We start from the raw sequence: 17,277 nt of genomic DNA, 5'->3' as shown, positions 1-17,277 counted from the left end.
TTTCAGTCCTCTTTCTGCTGCTCAAGGGGGGAAAGGGGGGAGGTTGCTGGCGGCAGCGCCGCGATCTGCTGATCAAGCCAGTCGGACATGGCTTCAGCTTCCCGGCGGACGAATTCGGCATCCTTATAGGCGTTGGCGAGCGCGGCCACGCCCTGACTGCGCATAAGAAGATGCATGGCCAGGGCGTCTGACTGACCTGCAAAACCAAGAGCCTCGAATTGCTGCCTGAGCCAGGCGCGGAAGACCGTGAACAGCTCATTGGCCTGATCGAGTGCCGGATGGTTCAGCTTCGCCAGTTCTGCTGACAGGGTGCCGACCGGACAGCCGAAGGCCATGATCTTGCTCTGGTTGGTGATCAGTATCCCGATGAAGCAGCGGATCCTGTCCTCTGGCGGGAAGGCCTCCGCCCAGCCTTGCAGCAAGGCCTCCCGGTCTGCGATCCGCTTGGCGATGACGGCTTCCAGGATCTCGTTCTTCGTCTTGAAATGGTAATAGAAATTCCCGCGCGAGATCTTCACCTCAGACGCGATGCTGGCAAAGGAGGCCGCCTCAAAGCCGCGCTCATAGAAAAGCTGGTCGGCTACGGCCGTTATGATTTCTCTGGTGGATCTGGAGCTCATCACATTCACGAATTAGGACATTTGACCTAATAATCATTAGGTCAAATGTCCTAATTCCGCAAGCTCTCATTCATTCCGCTTTTGGAAAGTATTTATATTATTGATTCAAAATGATAATTTTAAGGCTTGCAGCGTGGGCCGGCGCGGTGAGGCTCAACGGGAGAAGGCTCCATGCCGGGGCCGCCGGAATTCTGCTTTTCATGGCCGCTTGACAGACGGGATGGTTCCGGGGCATCTATCCTGCCATGATCAAGACCGCCGCCACCTTTGTGTATTTTTATTACGTCACCTCCATACCGGCGGCTGCGTAGGATCTTGCTCATTTGATCAAACCCGAAAAAGCCGCCGCGTCAGGCGGCTTTTTGGTTTTCAAAGGCTCTCCTGACAGGGGCAAACTCCCGAAGGAAGCCGCAAGTGACCCAGCATATGATCGAGGCCGGAAAACCGGCCAGCCCGCTCAAATCCGAAGCTCTGCAGGTGCTGTTCGAGCGTGGGCTCGTCAACCAGACCACGGAACTGGAGGCGCTGGATGCGCGCCTCGCGGAAGGGCCTGTCACGGTCTATGCCGGTTTTGATGCCACGGCCGCGAGCCTGCATGTCGGCCACCTGATGCCGCTGATGACCATGCGCTGGCTGCAGAAACTCGGCCACCGGCCCATCATCGTTCTGGGCGGCGGCACCAGCCAGGTGGGTGATCCCAGCTTCCGCAACGAGGCGCGTCCTATCCTCGAAAAGCAGCAGATTGCCGCCAACATCGCCGGTATCCGCCGCTCGGTCGAGACGCTGATCGATTTCTCCGGCGCGGAAGGCGCGCTGCTGGTGGACAATGCCGACTGGCTGACGGAAGTGAAGTTCCTCGAATTCCTGCGCGATTACGGCAGCCATTTCACCGTCAACCGCATGATGACCTTCGACAGCGTCAAGTCCCGGCTTGAGGCGCAGATGCCGCTGACCGTGCTGGAATTCTGCTACATGATGCTGCAGGCGGTGGATTTCCTGGAGCTCTCCCGCCGCCATGGCTGCAGCCTTCAGGTCGGCGGTTCGGACCAGTGGGGCAACATCATCAACGGCGTCGAGCTTGGCCGCCGCGACGGGCGCAAGCTGCATGGGTTGACCGTGCCGCTGGTGACCACGGCGAGCGGGGCCAAGATGGGCAAGACGGCGGCCGGCGCCGTGTGGCTGCATCCGGAGCATCTGTCGCCCTTCGGCTTCTGGCAGTTCTGGCGCAACACGGCAGATGCGGACGTGCCGCGCTTCCTGCGGCTTTTCACCGAGCTGCCCTTGAGCGAGGTGGAGCGCCTGTCCGATCTGCAAGGCGCCGAACTCAACGAGGTGAAGAAGCTGCTGGCCACCCACGTCACCGGCATCGTCCACGGTGCCGATGCCGCCCGCCACGCGCTGGAGCAGGGCGATGCGCTGTTCTCCGGTGACGAGATGAGCGCCGAGCCGACCCATACCCTGCCGCTCGCCATGCTGGCGCAGGATCTGGGCCTGCTGGAGCTGCTGGTCGCCACCGGCTTTGCCGCCTCCAACAGCGACGCCCGGCGTCTGGTTGAGGGCGGCGGCGTGCGCCTCAACGGCAATGTCGCCGACGATCCGCGCCGCCGCATTTCCAGCGGAGATCTGGGCGCCAACGACCGCCTCACCCTCGCCGCCGGCAAACGCCGCAAGGCGCTGGTGGCGTTTGGGTGAGGATATACCCACTCCCGATAAGCTTGACTCATCGGGAGTTGGTCAAGCCCGTGCGGCGCTTGAGCCGTTTCAAGGCGTGATGCGTCAGCATCTCAGCACCTTGGCATTGGCGGCGAGGCGGCGGGCAACAATCCGCCGCCTGCCAATCCGTCAGGAGAAGCTGCGGATCATTGTCATCAGGAAGGATTGCTGCTCGGCGCTGGAATCGAACATTGTGCGTGGAAAGTACTCCACATTGCTGCGGATCGGGATCGGCAGGCTGCGTCCTGTGGAGGGCAGGGGAATGGTCAGTTCCTGCTTGCTCTGGCCTGCTTGCATCAGGCAGGTCATCAGCCCGGGGAAACGGCTTTCGTAAAAGCCTGTAATTGCCTGAGGCATGGCAACCGAGTGGCCCAGGTGAGGTCTGTTCTGCGCTCCGTGCTCGAAGTCCAGCATGTAGAGGGGCTGATACTTGTTATTTGTCGCGGTTGCGCTGCCACCGAAGAACAAACCCTGCAGGGGACCTGCGTTGATATAGACCGTGTTCTGCCCCGCCTGTATCGGATTGTTGGCCGCGTTGAATGTGTTGAGCTGCTGGGTGTTCATCTGATTTGCTTGCGAAGCCAGCAGGTTGGCATTGATCGTTGGTTTGTCTCTGCCAAGCAGGACCGAGTAGATCGTGTTAGCGTTCAGATTCGTCTGAATCGTCTGAGCGTTGTTCCACTGGCCTGCGTACATGTAGACATCGCGGTTTGTCTTCTCGGAGATGAGAAAGCCATGTTCGTGCAAGGGACGGTAACGGATGAAGTTTGCGGCGTCGTCGATGAAGTAGAGGCTCGGAAACTGGCCGTCTTCGATGCTGTACTGACCAGCATTGTTGGCAAGCCGTAGGGTACCAAACAGGAAATTGGCCGGAATGACGGGCCGGATCGGCGTGGGATTTGCAGGCATGTCAGTAATCCTCTCAACAGGAAGGCTTGGGGAAGGTGGCAAGCTGTCCTGGGGAAGGGCCGGCAGGAGCGCGGCCAGCATGGCAGCAGCCGCTTCCTCGGGAGAAAGAGGCTGTGTCTGCTGGCGGTTCTGCCTGAAAAAGCGGTAGGCCAAAGCGGCCAGCATCAAGTCCATCTGGGTCACCGTTCCGGGCAGGACATGCCCACACGTGCAAGGACGCCTGATGCTCATTCATGTGAAAAAGGCCCGGAGTGGGTTCTCCGGGCCTTCAAAGCTGCTTGCAGAAGCGTGCTCAACTGATCCGTTTGCCGTCCGCGTCCAGAACCTTTTCGCCGTCTTCCTTGGTGAAGGCGCCCTTGTGGGTGTCCGGAAGGATCTCCAGCACCACTTCCGAGGGGCGGCAGAGGCGGGTGCCAAGCGGGGTGATGACGAAGGGGCGGTTGATGAGGATGGGCTCGCGCATCATCGCGTCGAGCAGTGCCGCATCATCGAGATCCGGATTGCCAAGGCCCATCTCCTCGAAGGGAGTGCCTTTCTCACGCAGGGCGCCGCGCACGGTGAGGCCTGCGGCGGCGATCATCGCGGCCAGGTCCTCGCGGGCGGGCGGGGTCTTCAGATATTCGATGACCGTGGGCTCGATCCCGGCGTTGCGGATCATCTCCAGCGTGTTGCGCGAGGTGCCGCAGGCGGGATTGTGATAGATCGTGGCATCCATGGTTCAGGCCTGTCCTTCTGTGATGCTGCGGGCAGAAACGGCGCGGGAGGCCTCGTACCAGCCCTTGCTGCGGTTGACGACGGCAACGAGCGCCAGCATCACCGGCACCTCGATGAGCACGCCGACAACGGTGGCGAGCGCTGCGCCGGAATTGAAGCCGAAGAGGCTGATGGCGGTGGCGACCGCCAGCTCGAAGAAGTTCGACGCGCCGATCAGGGCGGAAGGGCCTGCGATGCAATGGGCCTCACCGGTCACCCGGTTGAGGATATAGGCAAAGCCGAAGATGAACACGGTCTGCAGCAGGATCGGCACGGCCAGCAGGGCGATCACCAGCGGCTGGGCAAGGATCTGGCTGCCCTGGAAGGCGAAGAGCAGCACGACGGTCAGCAGCAGGGCGCCGATGGACAGTGGCTGGATCTGCTCCTGAAAGCGCGCCAGCGCCCGGCCATCACCTGTGCCCAGCACCTTGCGCAGAATCTGCGCGGCAATCACCGGCACGACGATGAACAGGGCAACCGAGATCAGCAGCGTATCCCAGGGCACGATGATGGAGGAGACGCCCAGCAGCAGCGCGACGATGGGGGCGAAGGCCAGCACCATCACCGCATCATTGAGGGCAACCTGCGTCAGGGTGAAAGGCGCGTCGCCCCGGGTCAGGTTCGACCAGACGAAGACCATGGCCGTGCAGGGCGCGGCCCCCAGGAGGATCAGCCCGGCGATGTAGCTGTCGATCTGGTCCTGCGGTAGCAGCGGGGCAAACAGCCAGCCGATGAAGATCCAACCGAGCACCGCCATGGAGAAGGGCTTCACCGCCCAGTTCGAGAACAGCGTGATGCTCATGCCGCGCCAATGCTGGCCGACCTGCCGGATGGCGGCAAAGTCGATCTTCATCAGCATGGGGATGATCATCAGCCAGATCAGCGCGGCGACGGGCAGGTTGACCTTGGCGATTTCCAGCGTGCCGATCACCTCGAACACCTGCGGCAGCAGGTGGCCGAGGGCGATGCCGGCGATGATCGCCAGCCCCACCCACAGCGTCAGGTAGCGTTCAAACAGGGACATGGATCACTTCACCTTTTCAGCAAGATTGGTGGCACCTTCAAGGGTGCCGATGTCGGTGAGCTTCTTCTTCAGGGCCATGGCGTCGATGGAGGCCAGCGGCAGATTGAGGAAGGCGCTGATGCGGTTCTTGAGATAGCGGGCGGCCTGGCTGAAAGCCTGCTCCTTCTCGAACGCTGCGCCTTCAAAGGCGGCAGGATCCTCGATGCCCCAATGGGCTGTCATCGGCTGACCCGGCCACACAGGGCAGGCTTCGCCAGCGGCGTTGTCGCAGACCGTGAAGACGAAATCGAACTGCGGTGCGCCGGGCACGGCGAATTCGTCCCAGCTCTTGGAACGGAACCCTTCTGCCGGATAACCAAGGGCATCCAGCGTCTTGAGGGCAAGCGGATGGACCGCGCCCTTCGGCTGGCTGCCCGCAGAATAGGCGCGGAACCGGCCGCCGCCTGTCGCGTTCAGGATGCCTTCGGCGAGGATGGAGCGGGCAGAATTGCCGGTGCAGAGGAACAGCACATTGTAGGTCTTCTCGGTCATGGCAGGCTCCTTATGGCATCCGGCTGTCAGGCAATGGGGCACAGGCCGGAGAACAGGTATCCGTGTAGCTTCCGGTCAGTTCGGCGATCAGCGGCTCGCACAGGCTGGCCTTGCCGCCGCAGCAATCTTTCAGGAGGTAGAGCATCATCTGCCTGAGCTGCTCAGGATTCGCGTGATAGACGATAGAGCGTCCTTGCCGCAGTCCTGTGACAAGTCCTGCTTGCGAAAGAACCGTCAGATGCGCGGAAAGCGTGTTCTGCGGCACGCCGAGGCGCTGGGCGAGGTCACCGGCGGCAATGCCATCGGGTTCTGCCTGCACGAGTGCGCGGAAGGCCTGAAGGCGGGTCGCCTGAGCAAGGGCTGCAAGGGCAGCGATGGTTTCTAGTTCATCCATATATCCAGAATTATGGATATGTAAGGAGCGAGTCAATCCCCCTGCGCCGGGCTGGCGCACAAAAAAACACCCCCGGCCTCGGGGAGCCGGGGGTGTTCCGGGAATTCGCGGGGACGCGAATGTCCGGCCTTTCGCCTATGGATCAGGCGAAGAGGCGGGATCTGAGTTCCTTGCGCAGGTCATCCACCGGGTTGAAGCTGCCCCGGTCCTTCAGGTGCCAGAAGGTCCAGCCATTGCAGCTTTCCGCGCCCTGAACGAGCGCACCCACCTTGTGGATGGAGCCGGAGTGCTGGCCGCTGACCAGCGAACCGTCAGCGCGCACAATGGCCAGATGCTTGCCCTTCGGGCAGATGAGCTCCGTGCCCGGTTCCAGCAGGCCAGCTTCCAGCAGCGAGCCGAAGGGAATGCGCGGCTCTGCGCGCTTGCCCTTCTGCATGTCGAGGGACACGCCCTCGGCCGGCACGATGGCATTGATGCGGGCAGTGGCCGCATCGATGTAGCTCTGCTCGCGCTCGATGCCGATGTAGTTGCGGCCAAGGCGCTTGGCGACGGCGCCGGTGGTGCCGGTGCCGAAGAAGGGATCGAGCACCACATCGCCCGGACGGGACGAGGCCGTCAGCACCCGGTAGAGCAGGGACTCCGGCTTCTGGGTTGGATGGACCTTCTGCCCGTCTTCATCCTTCAGCCGTTCCGCACCCGTGCACAGCGGCAGGTGCCAGTCGGAGCGCATCTGCAGATCTTCGTTGAAGGTCTTCAGCGCATCGTAGTTGAACACCGGCTTGGAGGCCTTCGACTTCGACGCCCAGATGATCGTCTCATGGGCGTTGGTGAAGCGCTTGCCGCGGAAATTCGGCATCGGATTGGACTTGATCCAGACGATGTCGTTCTGGATCCAGAAGCCCAGATCCTGAAGGATCGCGCCGACGCGGAAGATGTTGTGGTAGGAGCCGATGACATAGAGCGAGGCATCGTCCTTCATCACACGGTGCACGGCCAGCAGCCATGCGCGGGTGAAGGCATCATAGGCCTCGAAGCTCTCGAACTGGTCCCAGTGATCGTCGCAGGCATCCACCTTCGACTGATCGGGACGGTGAAGATCGCCGCCGAGCTGAAGATTGTAGGGCGGATCGGCAAACACCAGATCCACCGACTTCGAGGGCAGCTTGCTGAGGGCGGCAACGCAGTCGCCCTTCAGGATCGTGTTCAGCCAGGCCGGAGTGGCGGCATTGTCTTGGGTTTCAAGGGGTGTCACAGAGGACACCCCAGTACGCAGAACTTTCATTGCGACGCAGCACCTCACGCAATTTCGAGGCTCATGGTTACCGGATCTGGTAAATCGCGGGTTAAGGCGCGCTCTAATTTTTCTTTTTGATTTCAATGCTTTCTTTAGGTTTGTGAAACTCGTGCGGCAGGTTAACTTTTGGCCTTGGAAAAACTGGCGGAAATAGTGTGCTTTTCCGGCCGGCAGGGCCGGGAAGGGCCTGTCCGCATTAACCATGATCCCAGGCAGCGGGGGCAGAGAGAAAGCGGTGCCGGGGCCCTGATGTGTCCGGGCGGATTCACCATGCTGGCTCTGTCATGCCCCTGCAATGCGATCCCATCAAACTGCAAAATCATTCGCGCGATGAAAAATATTTCAAAAAATGACGTCTTTGGCTTGACGAAAGCGGGCCTCTGTTAGAGCCTGTCCGGTTAAGAACAATAAGGAGAACGCATTTGAAAAACCGGCCCTACCGAAATCCCCTTACGGATCCCCGCCCGTTCGTGCTGGCGCCCGCTGCGCCGCTGGAACCCTTCACCGATGCGGCCGCTGCCGTCGCCCGGCTGATGGAGCTGTTCGAGCGCAACACCGCCTTCATCCGGGACGCTTTCCGCGATCTCGTGGCAGGAGCGGCGCCCGAGGGCCGGGTGAGGGCCTATTATCCGCAGATCCGTCTGATCACGGAGAGCCATTCGCGGCTCGACAGCCGCCTGCCGTTCGGGTTTGTCTCGGGTCCCGGCATTCATGGCACCACGATCACCCGGCCGGATCTGTTCCAGCAGTATCTGACGCAGCAGATTGCCCTGCTGATCCGCAATCACGGGGTGCCGGTGCTGGTGGGTGACAGCACGACACCGATCCCGCTGCACTTCGCCTTCTATGATGGCACCCATGTGGAAGGGGCAGGGGATCTGGCCGGAGAGCGGCCGCTGGCGGACATGTTCGACCTGCCGGACCTGACACTGATGGACGACGCCATCGCCAACGGCACCTATGAGCCGGTGGACGGCATCATGCCGCTGGCGCCTTTCACCGGTCCGCGCATCGACTATTCCCTGCACCGCCTGCAGCACTACACGGCGACGGCGGCAGAGCATTTCCAGAACTACGTGCTTTTCACGAACTACCAGTTCTACATCGACGAGTTCTGCCGCATGGCGGAAGCAGCGATTGCCGATCCGGAAAGCGGCTACACCGCCTTCGTCGAGCCCGGCAACCTGCTGACGCTGGCGGGGCAGAAAACCCCGTCGTCCGGCACGGCGCCGGCCAAGCTGCCGCAGATGCCGGCCTATCACCTGAAGCGGGCCGACAGTTCCGGCATCACCATGGTCAACATCGGCGTCGGCCCTTCCAACGCCAAGACCATCACCGACCATATCGCCGTGCTGCGGCCCCATGCCTGGCTGATGCTGGGCCACTGTGCGGGCCTGCGCAACAGCCAGACGCTGGGCGACTATGTGCTTGCGCACGGCTATGTGCGCGATGACCATGTGCTGGATCAGGACCTGCCGCTGTGGGTGCCGATCCCGCCTCTGGCCGAGGTGCAGGTGGCGCTGGAAAGCGCGGTTGCCGAGATCACCGGTTTCTCCGGCTATGAGTTGAAGAAGGTGATGCGCACCGGCACGGTGGCCTCCATCGACAACCGGAACTGGGAATTGTGGGACCAGCGCGGCCTCGTGCAGCGCTTCTCCCAGTCCCGCGCCATTGCGCTGGACATGGAATCGGCCACCATCGCCGCCAACGGCTTCCGCTTCCGTGTGCCTTACGGCACGCTGCTCTGTGTCTCCGACAAGCCGCTTCACGGCGAGTTGAAGCTGCCGGGCATGGCGACGGATTTCTACAAGCGGCAGGTGGCACAGCATCTGGAAATCGGCATGCGGGCCATGGAGCTGTTGCGGTCGATGCCGCCGGAACGCCTGCATTCGCGCAAGCTGCGCAGCTTTGCGGAGACGGCCTTCCAGTAAGGTCCGGATATGACGGCAGGCGGGCGCTGCCTGCCGTCTTTGCCCTGTAAAAAAGGACAGGCACTCTTGCCACTGTCCGTCCGGCGTCACATTTGACCTGAGGCGCAGGCGTGGAGGCGAAGGCATGAACTGGACGGAACCGCTGAACAATTACTGCGAGCGGCTCGATGCCGGTTTCTGGTCCGAGCCGGTCAATGCCATCACCAATGCCTCCTTCATTCTGGCGGCGCTGGTGGCCTTCCTGATGTGGCGCAAGCGGGCGCCGGGCGACTGGCTGGCTCTGGCGCTGATCCTGATCACACTGGCAACAGGCATCGGTTCCTTCCTGTTCCACACCTTCGCCAACCGCTGGTCGCTGCTGGCGGATGTCATCCCGATTGCCCTTTTCATCCATGTCTATCTCTTCGCGGCGCTGAACCGCTTCCTGGGGCTGCGCTGGTACTGGGCGGTGGGCGTCACGCTTGTCTTCTTCGCCGCATCGCCTTTCGCCGGGCGGCTTTTTGCACCGCTGGTGGGGTCTTCGGCCGGTTATGTTCCGGCGCTTGCCGCCATCTTCGTTGTCGCGGCGCTGGTATGGCGCTCCAGCGCCCGGCTGGCGAAGGGCCTTGCCGCTGCGGGAGTGGTTTTTGCTGCCTCGCTGACCTTCCGCATGCTGGACATGCCGGTGTGCGACAGCCTCGCGCTGGGCACCCATTTCATGTGGCATATCCTCAACGGGTTGGTTCTCTTCCTGCTTTTACGGCTGCTTTTGCCTGCAACCGGTGGAGCAGGTGCGAAATAAGGTTGAACCGCACGCGCGGATGGGCCATGCCTCCTTGAGGGAAAGGCGGCTGAGACCGCTGTTGAGACGAGAGGCGACATGAGCGACAAGAAACCGGCTGGAAGCGATCTCACAGAATCCGCACTGTTCTTCCACATGCATCCGCGCCCGGGCAAACTCGAGATCAAGGCCACCAAGCCGCTCGGTAACCAGCGCGATCTGGCTCTGGCCTACTCCCCCGGTGTTGCCGCTCCCTGCCTTGAAATTGCCCGTGACCCGTCCACGGCCGCGCTCTACACCTCCCGCGCCAATCTGGTGGCCGTGATTTCCAACGGCACCGCCGTGCTGGGCCTCGGCAACATCGGCCCGCTCGCCTCCAAGCCGGTGATGGAAGGCAAGGCCGTCCTGTTCAAGAAGTTCGCCGGCATCGACGTCTTCGACATCGAGGTGGACGAGCTCGACGTTGACCGGTTCGTCGATGCGGTTGCCGTTTTGGAGCCGACCTTCGGCGGCATCAACCTTGAGGACATCAAGGCGCCGGAGTGTTTCCAGATCGAGGCCAAGCTGCGCGAGCGGATGAACATCCCGGTGTTCCACGACGACCAGCACGGCACGGCGATCATCGTCGGTGCGGCGGTCAAGAATGCGCTGGAACTGGCCGGCAAGCCGATCGATCAGGTGAAGATCGTCGCCTCCGGCGCCGGTGCCGCCGCGCTCGCCTGCCTCAATCTCATCGTCTCCCTCGGCGCCAAGCGCGAGAACATCTGGGTCTCGGACATCGAGGGCGTTGTCTATGAAGGCCGCGAAGCCCTGATGGACCCGTGGAAGGGCATCTTTGCCCAGAAGACGGACAAGCGCACGCTGGGCGAGATCATCGAGGGTGCCGACGTGTTCCTCGGCCTGTCTGCCGCCGGTGTGCTGAAGCCGGAGATGGTCGCCAAGATGGCGCCGAACCCGCTGATCCTGGCGCTCGCCAACCCCAATCCGGAAATCATGCCGGAAGCCGCGCTGGCCGTGCGCGACGACGTTATGATGTGCACCGGGCGTTCGGACTTCCCGAACCAGGTGAACAACGTCCTGTGCTTCCCCTACATCTTCCGCGGCGCGCTGGATGTGGGCGCGACGGCGATCAACGAAGAGATGAAGCATGCAGCGGTGAAGGCCATCGCCGATCTTGCCAAGGAAGAGCCGTCAGACGTTGCCGCCCGGGCCTATGGCGGCGTGACCGAGACCTTCGGGCCGAAGTACCTGATCCCGTCGCCGTTCGATCAGCGCCTGATCCTGCGCATTGCACCGGCAGTCGCCCGTGCGGCCATGGAAACCGGTGTCGCCACGCGCCCGATCGAGGACTTTGACGCCTATCTCGACACGCTGAACCGCTTCGTCTTCCGCTCCGGCCTCGTGATGAAGCCGATCATCCAGGCCGCCACCCGCGAGCCGAAGCGCATCATCTATGCGGAAGGTGAGGACGAGCGCGTGCTGCGCGCGGCGCAGGTGCTGATCGAGGACAAGGTCGCCGTGCCGGTCCTCGTCGGCCGTCCGGACGTGCTGAAGGCCCGTTGCGAGCGTTTTGGCCTGAAAATCCGCCCCGGTGTGGACTTTGAGTTCGTCAACCCGCAGGACGATCCGCGCTACCGCGATTATGTGGAGGAGTATTTCTCCTGCGTCGGCCGCAAGGGCGTGCCGCATGATGCGGCGCGCACCATCGTGCGCACCAACTCCACCGTCATTTCGGCGCTGGCCGTGCGGCGCGGGGAAGCCGATGCGGTGATCTGCGGTCTTGAAGGCCGTTTCATCCGCCATCTGCGCGATATCCGCCAGATCATCGGCCTCAAGGCCGGTGTGCGCGACCTCTCGGCCCTGTCGCTGCTGATCAACGACCGTGGCGCGATCTTCCTCACCGACACCTTCGTCTCCGAGGATCCGGACGCGGAAGAGCTGGCCGAGATGGCACGGCTTGCTGCTGAGGAAATCCGCCGCTTCGGCATCGAGCCGAAGGTGGCGCTGCTGTCGGCCTCCAACTTCGGCTCGCGCGAACTGGCCTCTGCCGACAAGATGCGCAAGGCGCTGGACATCCTCTGGAAGGAATGCCCGGAGCTGGAAGTGGACGGCGACATGCACGGCGATTCGGCCCTGTCCGAACTGCTGCGCCAGCGCGTCATGCCGGACAGCCGTCTGAAAGGCGAAGCGAACCTGCTGCTCTTCCCGAATCTGGATGCGGCCAACATCGCGCTGAACCTGCTGAAGGTGGCGACGGAGGCCCTGCATGTCGGCCCGATCCTGCTCGGCACGGCCAAGCCCGCGCATATCCTCACCGGCTCGGTGACCTCGCGCGGCGTGGTCAACATGTCGGCTCTGGCCTGCGTCGAGGCACAGAAGAAGGCGGAAGCCTGAGCCATCCATCCCGTCCGCCTGCCGGAGCCAGCAGCACCGGCAGGCGCTACGGCGTTCATCCTCTCCGGCTTGGACAGGCAAAGGGCCTTTTGGAATGAAACCTGCGAAGGACTGCGTCACCAAGGGGGACATCCGGACCGAGATCGACCGGATCGACCAGCTTCTTCTGAAGCTTTTCGCCGAGCGGCAGACCTATGTGCGCCAGATGGCGCAGATCAAGCAGCACCCGGACGAAGCCTTTGATGCGGAGCGGATCGAAACCATGATCGAGCGCCTGCGCGGGCGGGCGGAAGACCTCGGACTGGAAGCCGGTCAGGCCGAAGCCGTCTGGCGTGTGCTGATCGACTGGAATGTCGATTATGAGCGCCGCACCATTGCCGCCCGGCTGGGGCTCGCGCCGCAGGGCACCGTTTTATCTTGACTTTCAGGCTTCAGGCGCCGATACAGGCGCCAAGATACGGCTTGGCCGCCGCGTGAGCGGCCTGCGTCCTCTCCACGCGCCTGCCCCTCACATGTTGTTGCGGGGCGCCCGCAGATCCTGCGGTCTGGCAGATCCGGCCCTTCCCGAAAGGTGATCCGCGACGGAGACAGACAGGATGCGTGAGCCGTTCCGCGTCGCGCCAGAGGCTGCGATGCCTTTTCCCAGGTTCCCATTTCACGCGGGGTTCTGACGGTCCGGATTGCCATTTGGCCCGTGCCGTAACCGCCACGAAAGGCTGGTCCATCATGGGCCGGTCCACCTTGTGCGCGTGCCCTTTGATACGGCAGGCGCGACAGTTGAAGGTTTTCATTTGACTCAGTTTGAAGCTCTCGGGCTTTCCCAGTCGATCCTCAAGGCCATCGCCGCTATCGGCTACGACCAGCCGACCCCGATCCAGCGCGAAGCCATCCCGCTCATTCTCGCCGGCAATGACCTGATGGGCCTGGCCCAGACCGGCACCGGCAAGACCGCCGCTTTCGGCCTGCCGCTGGTCGAGCGCATGCTCGCCAACCCCAAGCCGGCACCGGCCCGCGCCACCCGCGCGCTGATCCTGGCTCCGACCCGCGAACTGGTGAACCAGATCGCGCAGAACCTCATCGGCTTCATCAAGTCGACGCCGCTGCAGGTTGCCACCATCATGGGCGGTGTTTCCATCGGCCCGCAGATCAAGCGCATGTCCCGTGGCTGCGATATTCTCGTCGCCACGCCGGGCCGTCTGCTCGATCTGATCGACCGCAACGCCCTGCGCCTTGACCAGGTGGAATATCTGGTGCTGGACGAAGCCGACCAGATGCTGGACCTCGGCTTCATCCACGCCCTGCGCAAGATCGCCAATCTGGTGCCGAAAAAGCGCCAGACCCTGCTGTTCTCGGCCACCATGCCGAAGCAGATCGAGGAACTGTCCCGCTCCTACCTGACCGATCCGGTCCGCGTGGAAGTGGCTCCGGCTGGCCGCACGGCGGACAAGGTGACCCAGTGCGTTCACTTCGTCTCGAACGGCGACAAGATCAGCCTGCTGATCAACTGCCTGTCCGAGCGCCCCGACGATCTGTCGCTGGTCTTTGCCCGCACCAAGCATGGCGCGGACAAGGTGGTGCGCCGTCTGGAAGCTGCCGGTTTCAAGGCGAATGCCATCCATGGCAACAAGAGCCAGAACCAGCGTGACCGCGCCATCAAGGAACTGAAGTCCGGCGAGACCCGCATTCTCGTGGCCACCGATGTGGCTGCGCGCGGCATCGACATTCCGGGCGTCAGCCACGTCTACAACCTCGACCTGCCGGATGTGCCGGAAAGCTACGTGCACCGCATCGGCCGTACCGCCCGTGCAGGCGCCGATGGCGATGCCATCGCCTTCTGCGCACCGGACGAAATCGGCCTGCTGCGTGACATCGAGCGCCTGACCGGCCTCCGCATCCCCGTCGCCAGCGGTGAAGCACCGGCCGAAGGCCGTGGTGCTGCCAAGCGCCCGGCACGCGGTGGCAGCCAGCAGGGCCGTGGCCAGGGCCAGGGACGCGAACAGGGACGTGGTGAACAGGGCCGTGGCTACAGTGCCCGTTCCGAAGGCGGCCGTGGCCGTGGTGAAGGCGGCAAGGGTGGTTTTGGCAATGGTCATGGCAAGCCGCATGGCGGTCAGGCCCGTAAGCCCGGCAGCGGCGGCCAGCGCCGCCCGCAGAACGGCGGCCCGGCCCAGATTGCCGCGCAGGTCCAGTCCCGCAGCGACCGCCGCGACGCCCGCCCGTAAGGGTAAGGCTGCTTCCGGTGTGAAAATTTCAGGGCCCGGCGGGAAACCGCCGGGCCTTTTGTTTGTGCTTCTGCCGTGATCAGTGAGGGGGCTGCCTTCGGGCGAACCTGGCGATAGCTCGTCCCTGACAGGTCCCGGCACAAGGCCGGGACGGCGCGGAAAACGTATCTCCTTCTGAGGCGTCTGCCACCAAGACCCTGAGATCTGACGCATCACGCATTGAATTTACTCATGCGCCGTACGGGCTGGCATGAGGCGTCTCAACGCGGTCTGCCGAAGTTATGGCATGCAGTCTACGCCCGATCGCACCGTCCCGGCCTTGCGCCGGGACCCGTTAGGGGCGTAAGGCCGGGATGAGTTGGATATCAACTGTCAGTCAGCATCTTATCTTGCCGGTGCAGATCTGTGCTGCGTCCGGGAAGACGATGGAGAAGCTTCATGTTCTCCAAACAAAAGAAAGCCCGCAGCGGTGGTGTTCCGCTGCGGGCTTTTCGTTTCAGGTGGCTGAACTCAGCCGGCGACCTTGGAGAAGTCGGCGACGAGGCCGGCGATGTCGCGGATTTCGGCGAGGAGCTTCAGGCGGTTGGCGCGCAGCTCCGCTTCATCGGCGTTGACGAGGATATCGGCAAAGAACCGGTCGACCGGCGCGCGCAGGGCGGCGAGGGCCTCCATCGCGGCGGCGAAGTCTTCGCCCGAAAGCGCCTCGCTGACCGCAGCGCGAGCCGTGTCGATGGCGCTGGCCAGTGCAATCTCGGCCTCTTCGCGGAAGTGGCTTGCGACCGGGCGTCCGGAAACGGCGGCGCCGTCCTTCTTTTCCTCGGCCTTGAGGATGTTGACCGCACGCTTGTAGCCCGCCAGCAGGTTGACGCCGTCCTCGGTGGCTAGGAACGCCCCCAGAGCCTCGACGCGGCGCACGACCATCAGCAGGTCATCCTGTCCGCCAAGGGCAAAGACGGCATCAATCAGATCATGCCGCGCGCCTTCTTCCTTCAGATGGACCTTGAGACGGTCTGCGAAGAAGGAGAGGAGGTCTGCCGTGGTGGCGGAGGCATCGGCGCCGCGCGCACCGATCTGCGGTGCTGCAATGCCGCCAAGCCGCAGGCGCAGCTTGTTTTCCAGAATGATGCGGATGACGCCAAGGGCGGCGCGGCGCAGGGCGAAGGGGTCCTTGGAGCCGGTCGGCTTTTCGTCGATGGCCCAGAAGCCGGCGAGAAGATCCAGCTTGTCGGCGAGCGCAACAGCGACGGCAACCGGGTTCGACGGTACACGGTCGGACGGGCCCTGCGGGCGGTAATGGTCCTCGATGGCCGTAGCGACGGAGGCGCTTTCGCCCTGGTGGGTGGCGTAGTAGCGGCCCATCAGACCCTGCAGCTCGGGGAACTCGCCAACCATGCCGGAGACGAGATCGGCCTTGGCCAGACGCGCCGCGCGGCGGGCCTCGTCAGCGTCAGCCCCGCATGAGGGGGCCAGTTCTGCGGCCAGTGCCTCAAGGCGCTTCACGCGCTCGCCCTGCGAGCCCAGCTTCTCGTGGAAGACGATGCTGTCCAGCTTCGGCAGATTGTCTTCCAGCCGGGTCTTGAGGTCCGTTTCCCAGAAGAAGCGCGCGTCGGACAGGCGGGCGCGGATCACCTTCTCGTTGCCTGCGATGATCGTCTTGCCGCCATCGGCTGCAATCAGGTTCGAGGTCAGCACGAAGCGGTTGGCAAGGCGCCCCGTTGCCGGGTTGCGCAGCACGAAGCACTTCTGGTTGGCGCGGATGGTCAGGCGGATGCACTCGTCCGGGATCGACAGGAACGCCTCGTCGAAGGAGCCCGTCAGCACCACCGGCCATTCCACCAGCCCTGCGACTTCCTCCAGCAGGCCTTCGTCTTCCACCAGCTCCAGCCCCAGCGCCATGGCCTGATCGCGCGCATCATGCACGATCACGTCCTTGCGCCGGTCGGCATCGAGGATGACCTTCTGCTTTTCCAGCTTGGTCATGTAGTCGTCGAAGCGGCGGACGGTGAAGGTCTCGTTGCCGTGGAAGCGGTGGCCGCGCGTCGTGTTGCCCGCGGTGATGCCGTCGATGTCGAAGGCGATCACTTCCGGCTCTTCCGTTTCCGGACCGAAGGTGGCGACGATGGACTTCAGCGGGCGCACCCAGCGCAGGGTGCCGGAGCCCCAGCGCATGGATTTGGGCCAGGGGAAGTTGCGGATGATGCCGGGCATCACCTCCGCGATGATCTGTTCCGCCGGGCGGCCCGGCTTCTCGATGACGGCGATATAGAACTCGCCCTTCTTCGGGTCGCTCTGGATCGTGGCTTCCTCGATGGAGGAAAGGCCTGCGCCGCGCAGGAAGCCTTCCAGCGCCTGCGCCGGGGAGCCGACGCGCGGGCCCTTGCGCTCTTCGCGGGTGGCCTTCGAGGCAACAGGCAGGCCGGCGATATGCAGGGCAAGGCGGCGGGGCGTGGCGAATGCCTTCGCGCCCTCATAGGTCAGACCGGCTTCCACCAGCGCATTGGTGACCAGCGACTTCAGGTCATCGGCAGCACGGCGCTGCATGCGGGCAGGGATTTCCTCGCTGAACAGTTCAAGCAGGAGATCGGGCATGGGTCTGAACCTTCGATAGAAAACATCAGGGCAGGGCGCGGGCAAGCACTCGCACACCGCAGCGCGTGTGCCTACCAAGCCCGGCCAAAAATGTCACCCCCAACCTTGCGGCAGCGCCGCGAAATGGCGCCTTTTCCGCCTTC

Annotated in this window: 14 protein-coding genes; 6 read left to right on the top strand and 8 right to left on the bottom strand. The window is 63.3% G+C overall.

Going from position 1 to position 17,277, the window contains the following annotated elements; genetic code table 11:
• Nucleotides 1-2: 2 nt before the first annotated feature.
• The gene (locus ACVNHC_RS01750) at nt 3-620 is read right to left on the bottom strand and encodes a TetR/AcrR family transcriptional regulator (RefSeq protein ID WP_457166278.1); all 618 of its coding nucleotides are present in this window, start codon (nt 618-620) and stop codon (nt 3-5) included.
• A 426-nt stretch (nt 621-1,046) separates the two neighbouring features.
• Between ACVNHC_RS01750 and tyrS the strand changes: the two genes are divergently transcribed.
• The gene (tyrS, locus tag ACVNHC_RS01745; protein WP_050471948.1) at nt 1,047-2,312 is read left to right on the top strand and encodes a tyrosine--tRNA ligase; all 1,266 of its coding nucleotides are present in this window, start codon (nt 1,047-1,049) and stop codon (nt 2,310-2,312) included.
• Between the two features lie 150 nt (nt 2,313-2,462).
• On the opposite strand, the gene ACVNHC_RS01740 is transcribed toward tyrS, so the two are convergent.
• From ACVNHC_RS01740 to ACVNHC_RS01715, 6 genes are all read right to left on the bottom strand, one after another.
• A complete protein-coding gene (locus ACVNHC_RS01740) occupies nt 2,463-3,416 on the bottom strand; it encodes a hypothetical protein (protein ID WP_457166277.1) in 954 nt (317 codons plus the stop codon).
• Nucleotides 3,417-3,534: 118 nt separating this feature from the next.
• The gene (gene arsC, locus ACVNHC_RS01735; protein WP_050471946.1) at nt 3,535-3,957 is read right to left on the bottom strand and encodes an arsenate reductase (glutaredoxin); all 423 of its coding nucleotides are present in this window, start codon (nt 3,955-3,957) and stop codon (nt 3,535-3,537) included.
• 3 nt (nt 3,958-3,960) lie between these two features.
• Entirely contained in the window at nt 3,961-5,019 is a 1,059-nt protein-coding gene (gene arsB, locus ACVNHC_RS01730; protein WP_186415227.1) for an ACR3 family arsenite efflux transporter, read from the bottom strand.
• Nucleotides 5,020-5,022: 3 nt separating this feature from the next.
• Nucleotides 5,023-5,550 carry an arsenate reductase ArsC gene (locus ACVNHC_RS01725; RefSeq protein WP_050471944.1) on the bottom strand — a complete coding sequence of 176 codons (528 nt, stop codon included), beginning with the start codon at nt 5,548-5,550 and terminating at the stop codon, nt 5,023-5,025.
• 10 nt (nt 5,551-5,560) lie between these two features.
• Nucleotides 5,561-5,944, bottom strand: coding sequence for an ArsR/SmtB family transcription factor (locus tag ACVNHC_RS01720; protein ID WP_050471943.1), 384 nt, complete (start codon nt 5,942-5,944; stop codon nt 5,561-5,563).
• Between the two features lie 142 nt (nt 5,945-6,086).
• Complete coding sequence (locus ACVNHC_RS01715; RefSeq protein WP_050471942.1) at nt 6,087-7,226, bottom strand: site-specific DNA-methyltransferase; 1,140 nt, start codon at nt 7,224-7,226, stop codon at nt 6,087-6,089.
• A 482-nt stretch (nt 7,227-7,708) separates the two neighbouring features.
• On the opposite strand from ACVNHC_RS01715, the gene ACVNHC_RS01710 reads away from it, so the two are divergent.
• The 5 genes from ACVNHC_RS01710 (at nt 7,709) to ACVNHC_RS01690 (ending at nt 14,545) form a co-directional block, all read left to right on the top strand.
• Complete coding sequence (locus ACVNHC_RS01710) at nt 7,709-9,169, top strand: AMP nucleosidase (RefSeq protein ID WP_457166276.1); 1,461 nt, start codon at nt 7,709-7,711, stop codon at nt 9,167-9,169.
• Between the two features lie 124 nt (nt 9,170-9,293).
• Nucleotides 9,294-9,950 carry a ceramidase domain-containing protein gene (locus ACVNHC_RS01705; RefSeq protein WP_457166275.1) on the top strand — a complete coding sequence of 219 codons (657 nt, stop codon included), beginning with the start codon at nt 9,294-9,296 and terminating at the stop codon, nt 9,948-9,950.
• Between the two features lie 78 nt (nt 9,951-10,028).
• A complete protein-coding gene (locus ACVNHC_RS01700; RefSeq protein WP_058897795.1) occupies nt 10,029-12,323 on the top strand; it encodes an NADP-dependent malic enzyme in 2,295 nt (764 codons plus the stop codon).
• A gap of 94 nt (nt 12,324-12,417) precedes the next feature.
• A complete protein-coding gene (locus tag ACVNHC_RS01695; RefSeq protein ID WP_122519442.1) occupies nt 12,418-12,744 on the top strand; it encodes a chorismate mutase in 327 nt (108 codons plus the stop codon).
• 370 nt (nt 12,745-13,114) lie between these two features.
• Nucleotides 13,115-14,545, top strand: coding sequence for a DEAD/DEAH box helicase (locus ACVNHC_RS01690; RefSeq protein WP_457166274.1), 1,431 nt, complete (start codon nt 13,115-13,117; stop codon nt 14,543-14,545).
• Between the two features lie 510 nt (nt 14,546-15,055).
• Here the strand turns inward: ACVNHC_RS01690 and glyS are convergent.
• Nucleotides 15,056-17,134 carry a glycine--tRNA ligase subunit beta gene (gene glyS / locus ACVNHC_RS01685; protein WP_457166273.1) on the bottom strand — a complete coding sequence of 693 codons (2,079 nt, stop codon included), beginning with the start codon at nt 17,132-17,134 and terminating at the stop codon, nt 15,056-15,058.
• Nucleotides 17,135-17,277: the final 143 nt, after the last annotated feature.

Source organism: Pannonibacter sp. Q-1 (assembly GCF_054073275.1).
This window is presented reverse-complemented; position numbering and strand designations above follow the sequence as displayed.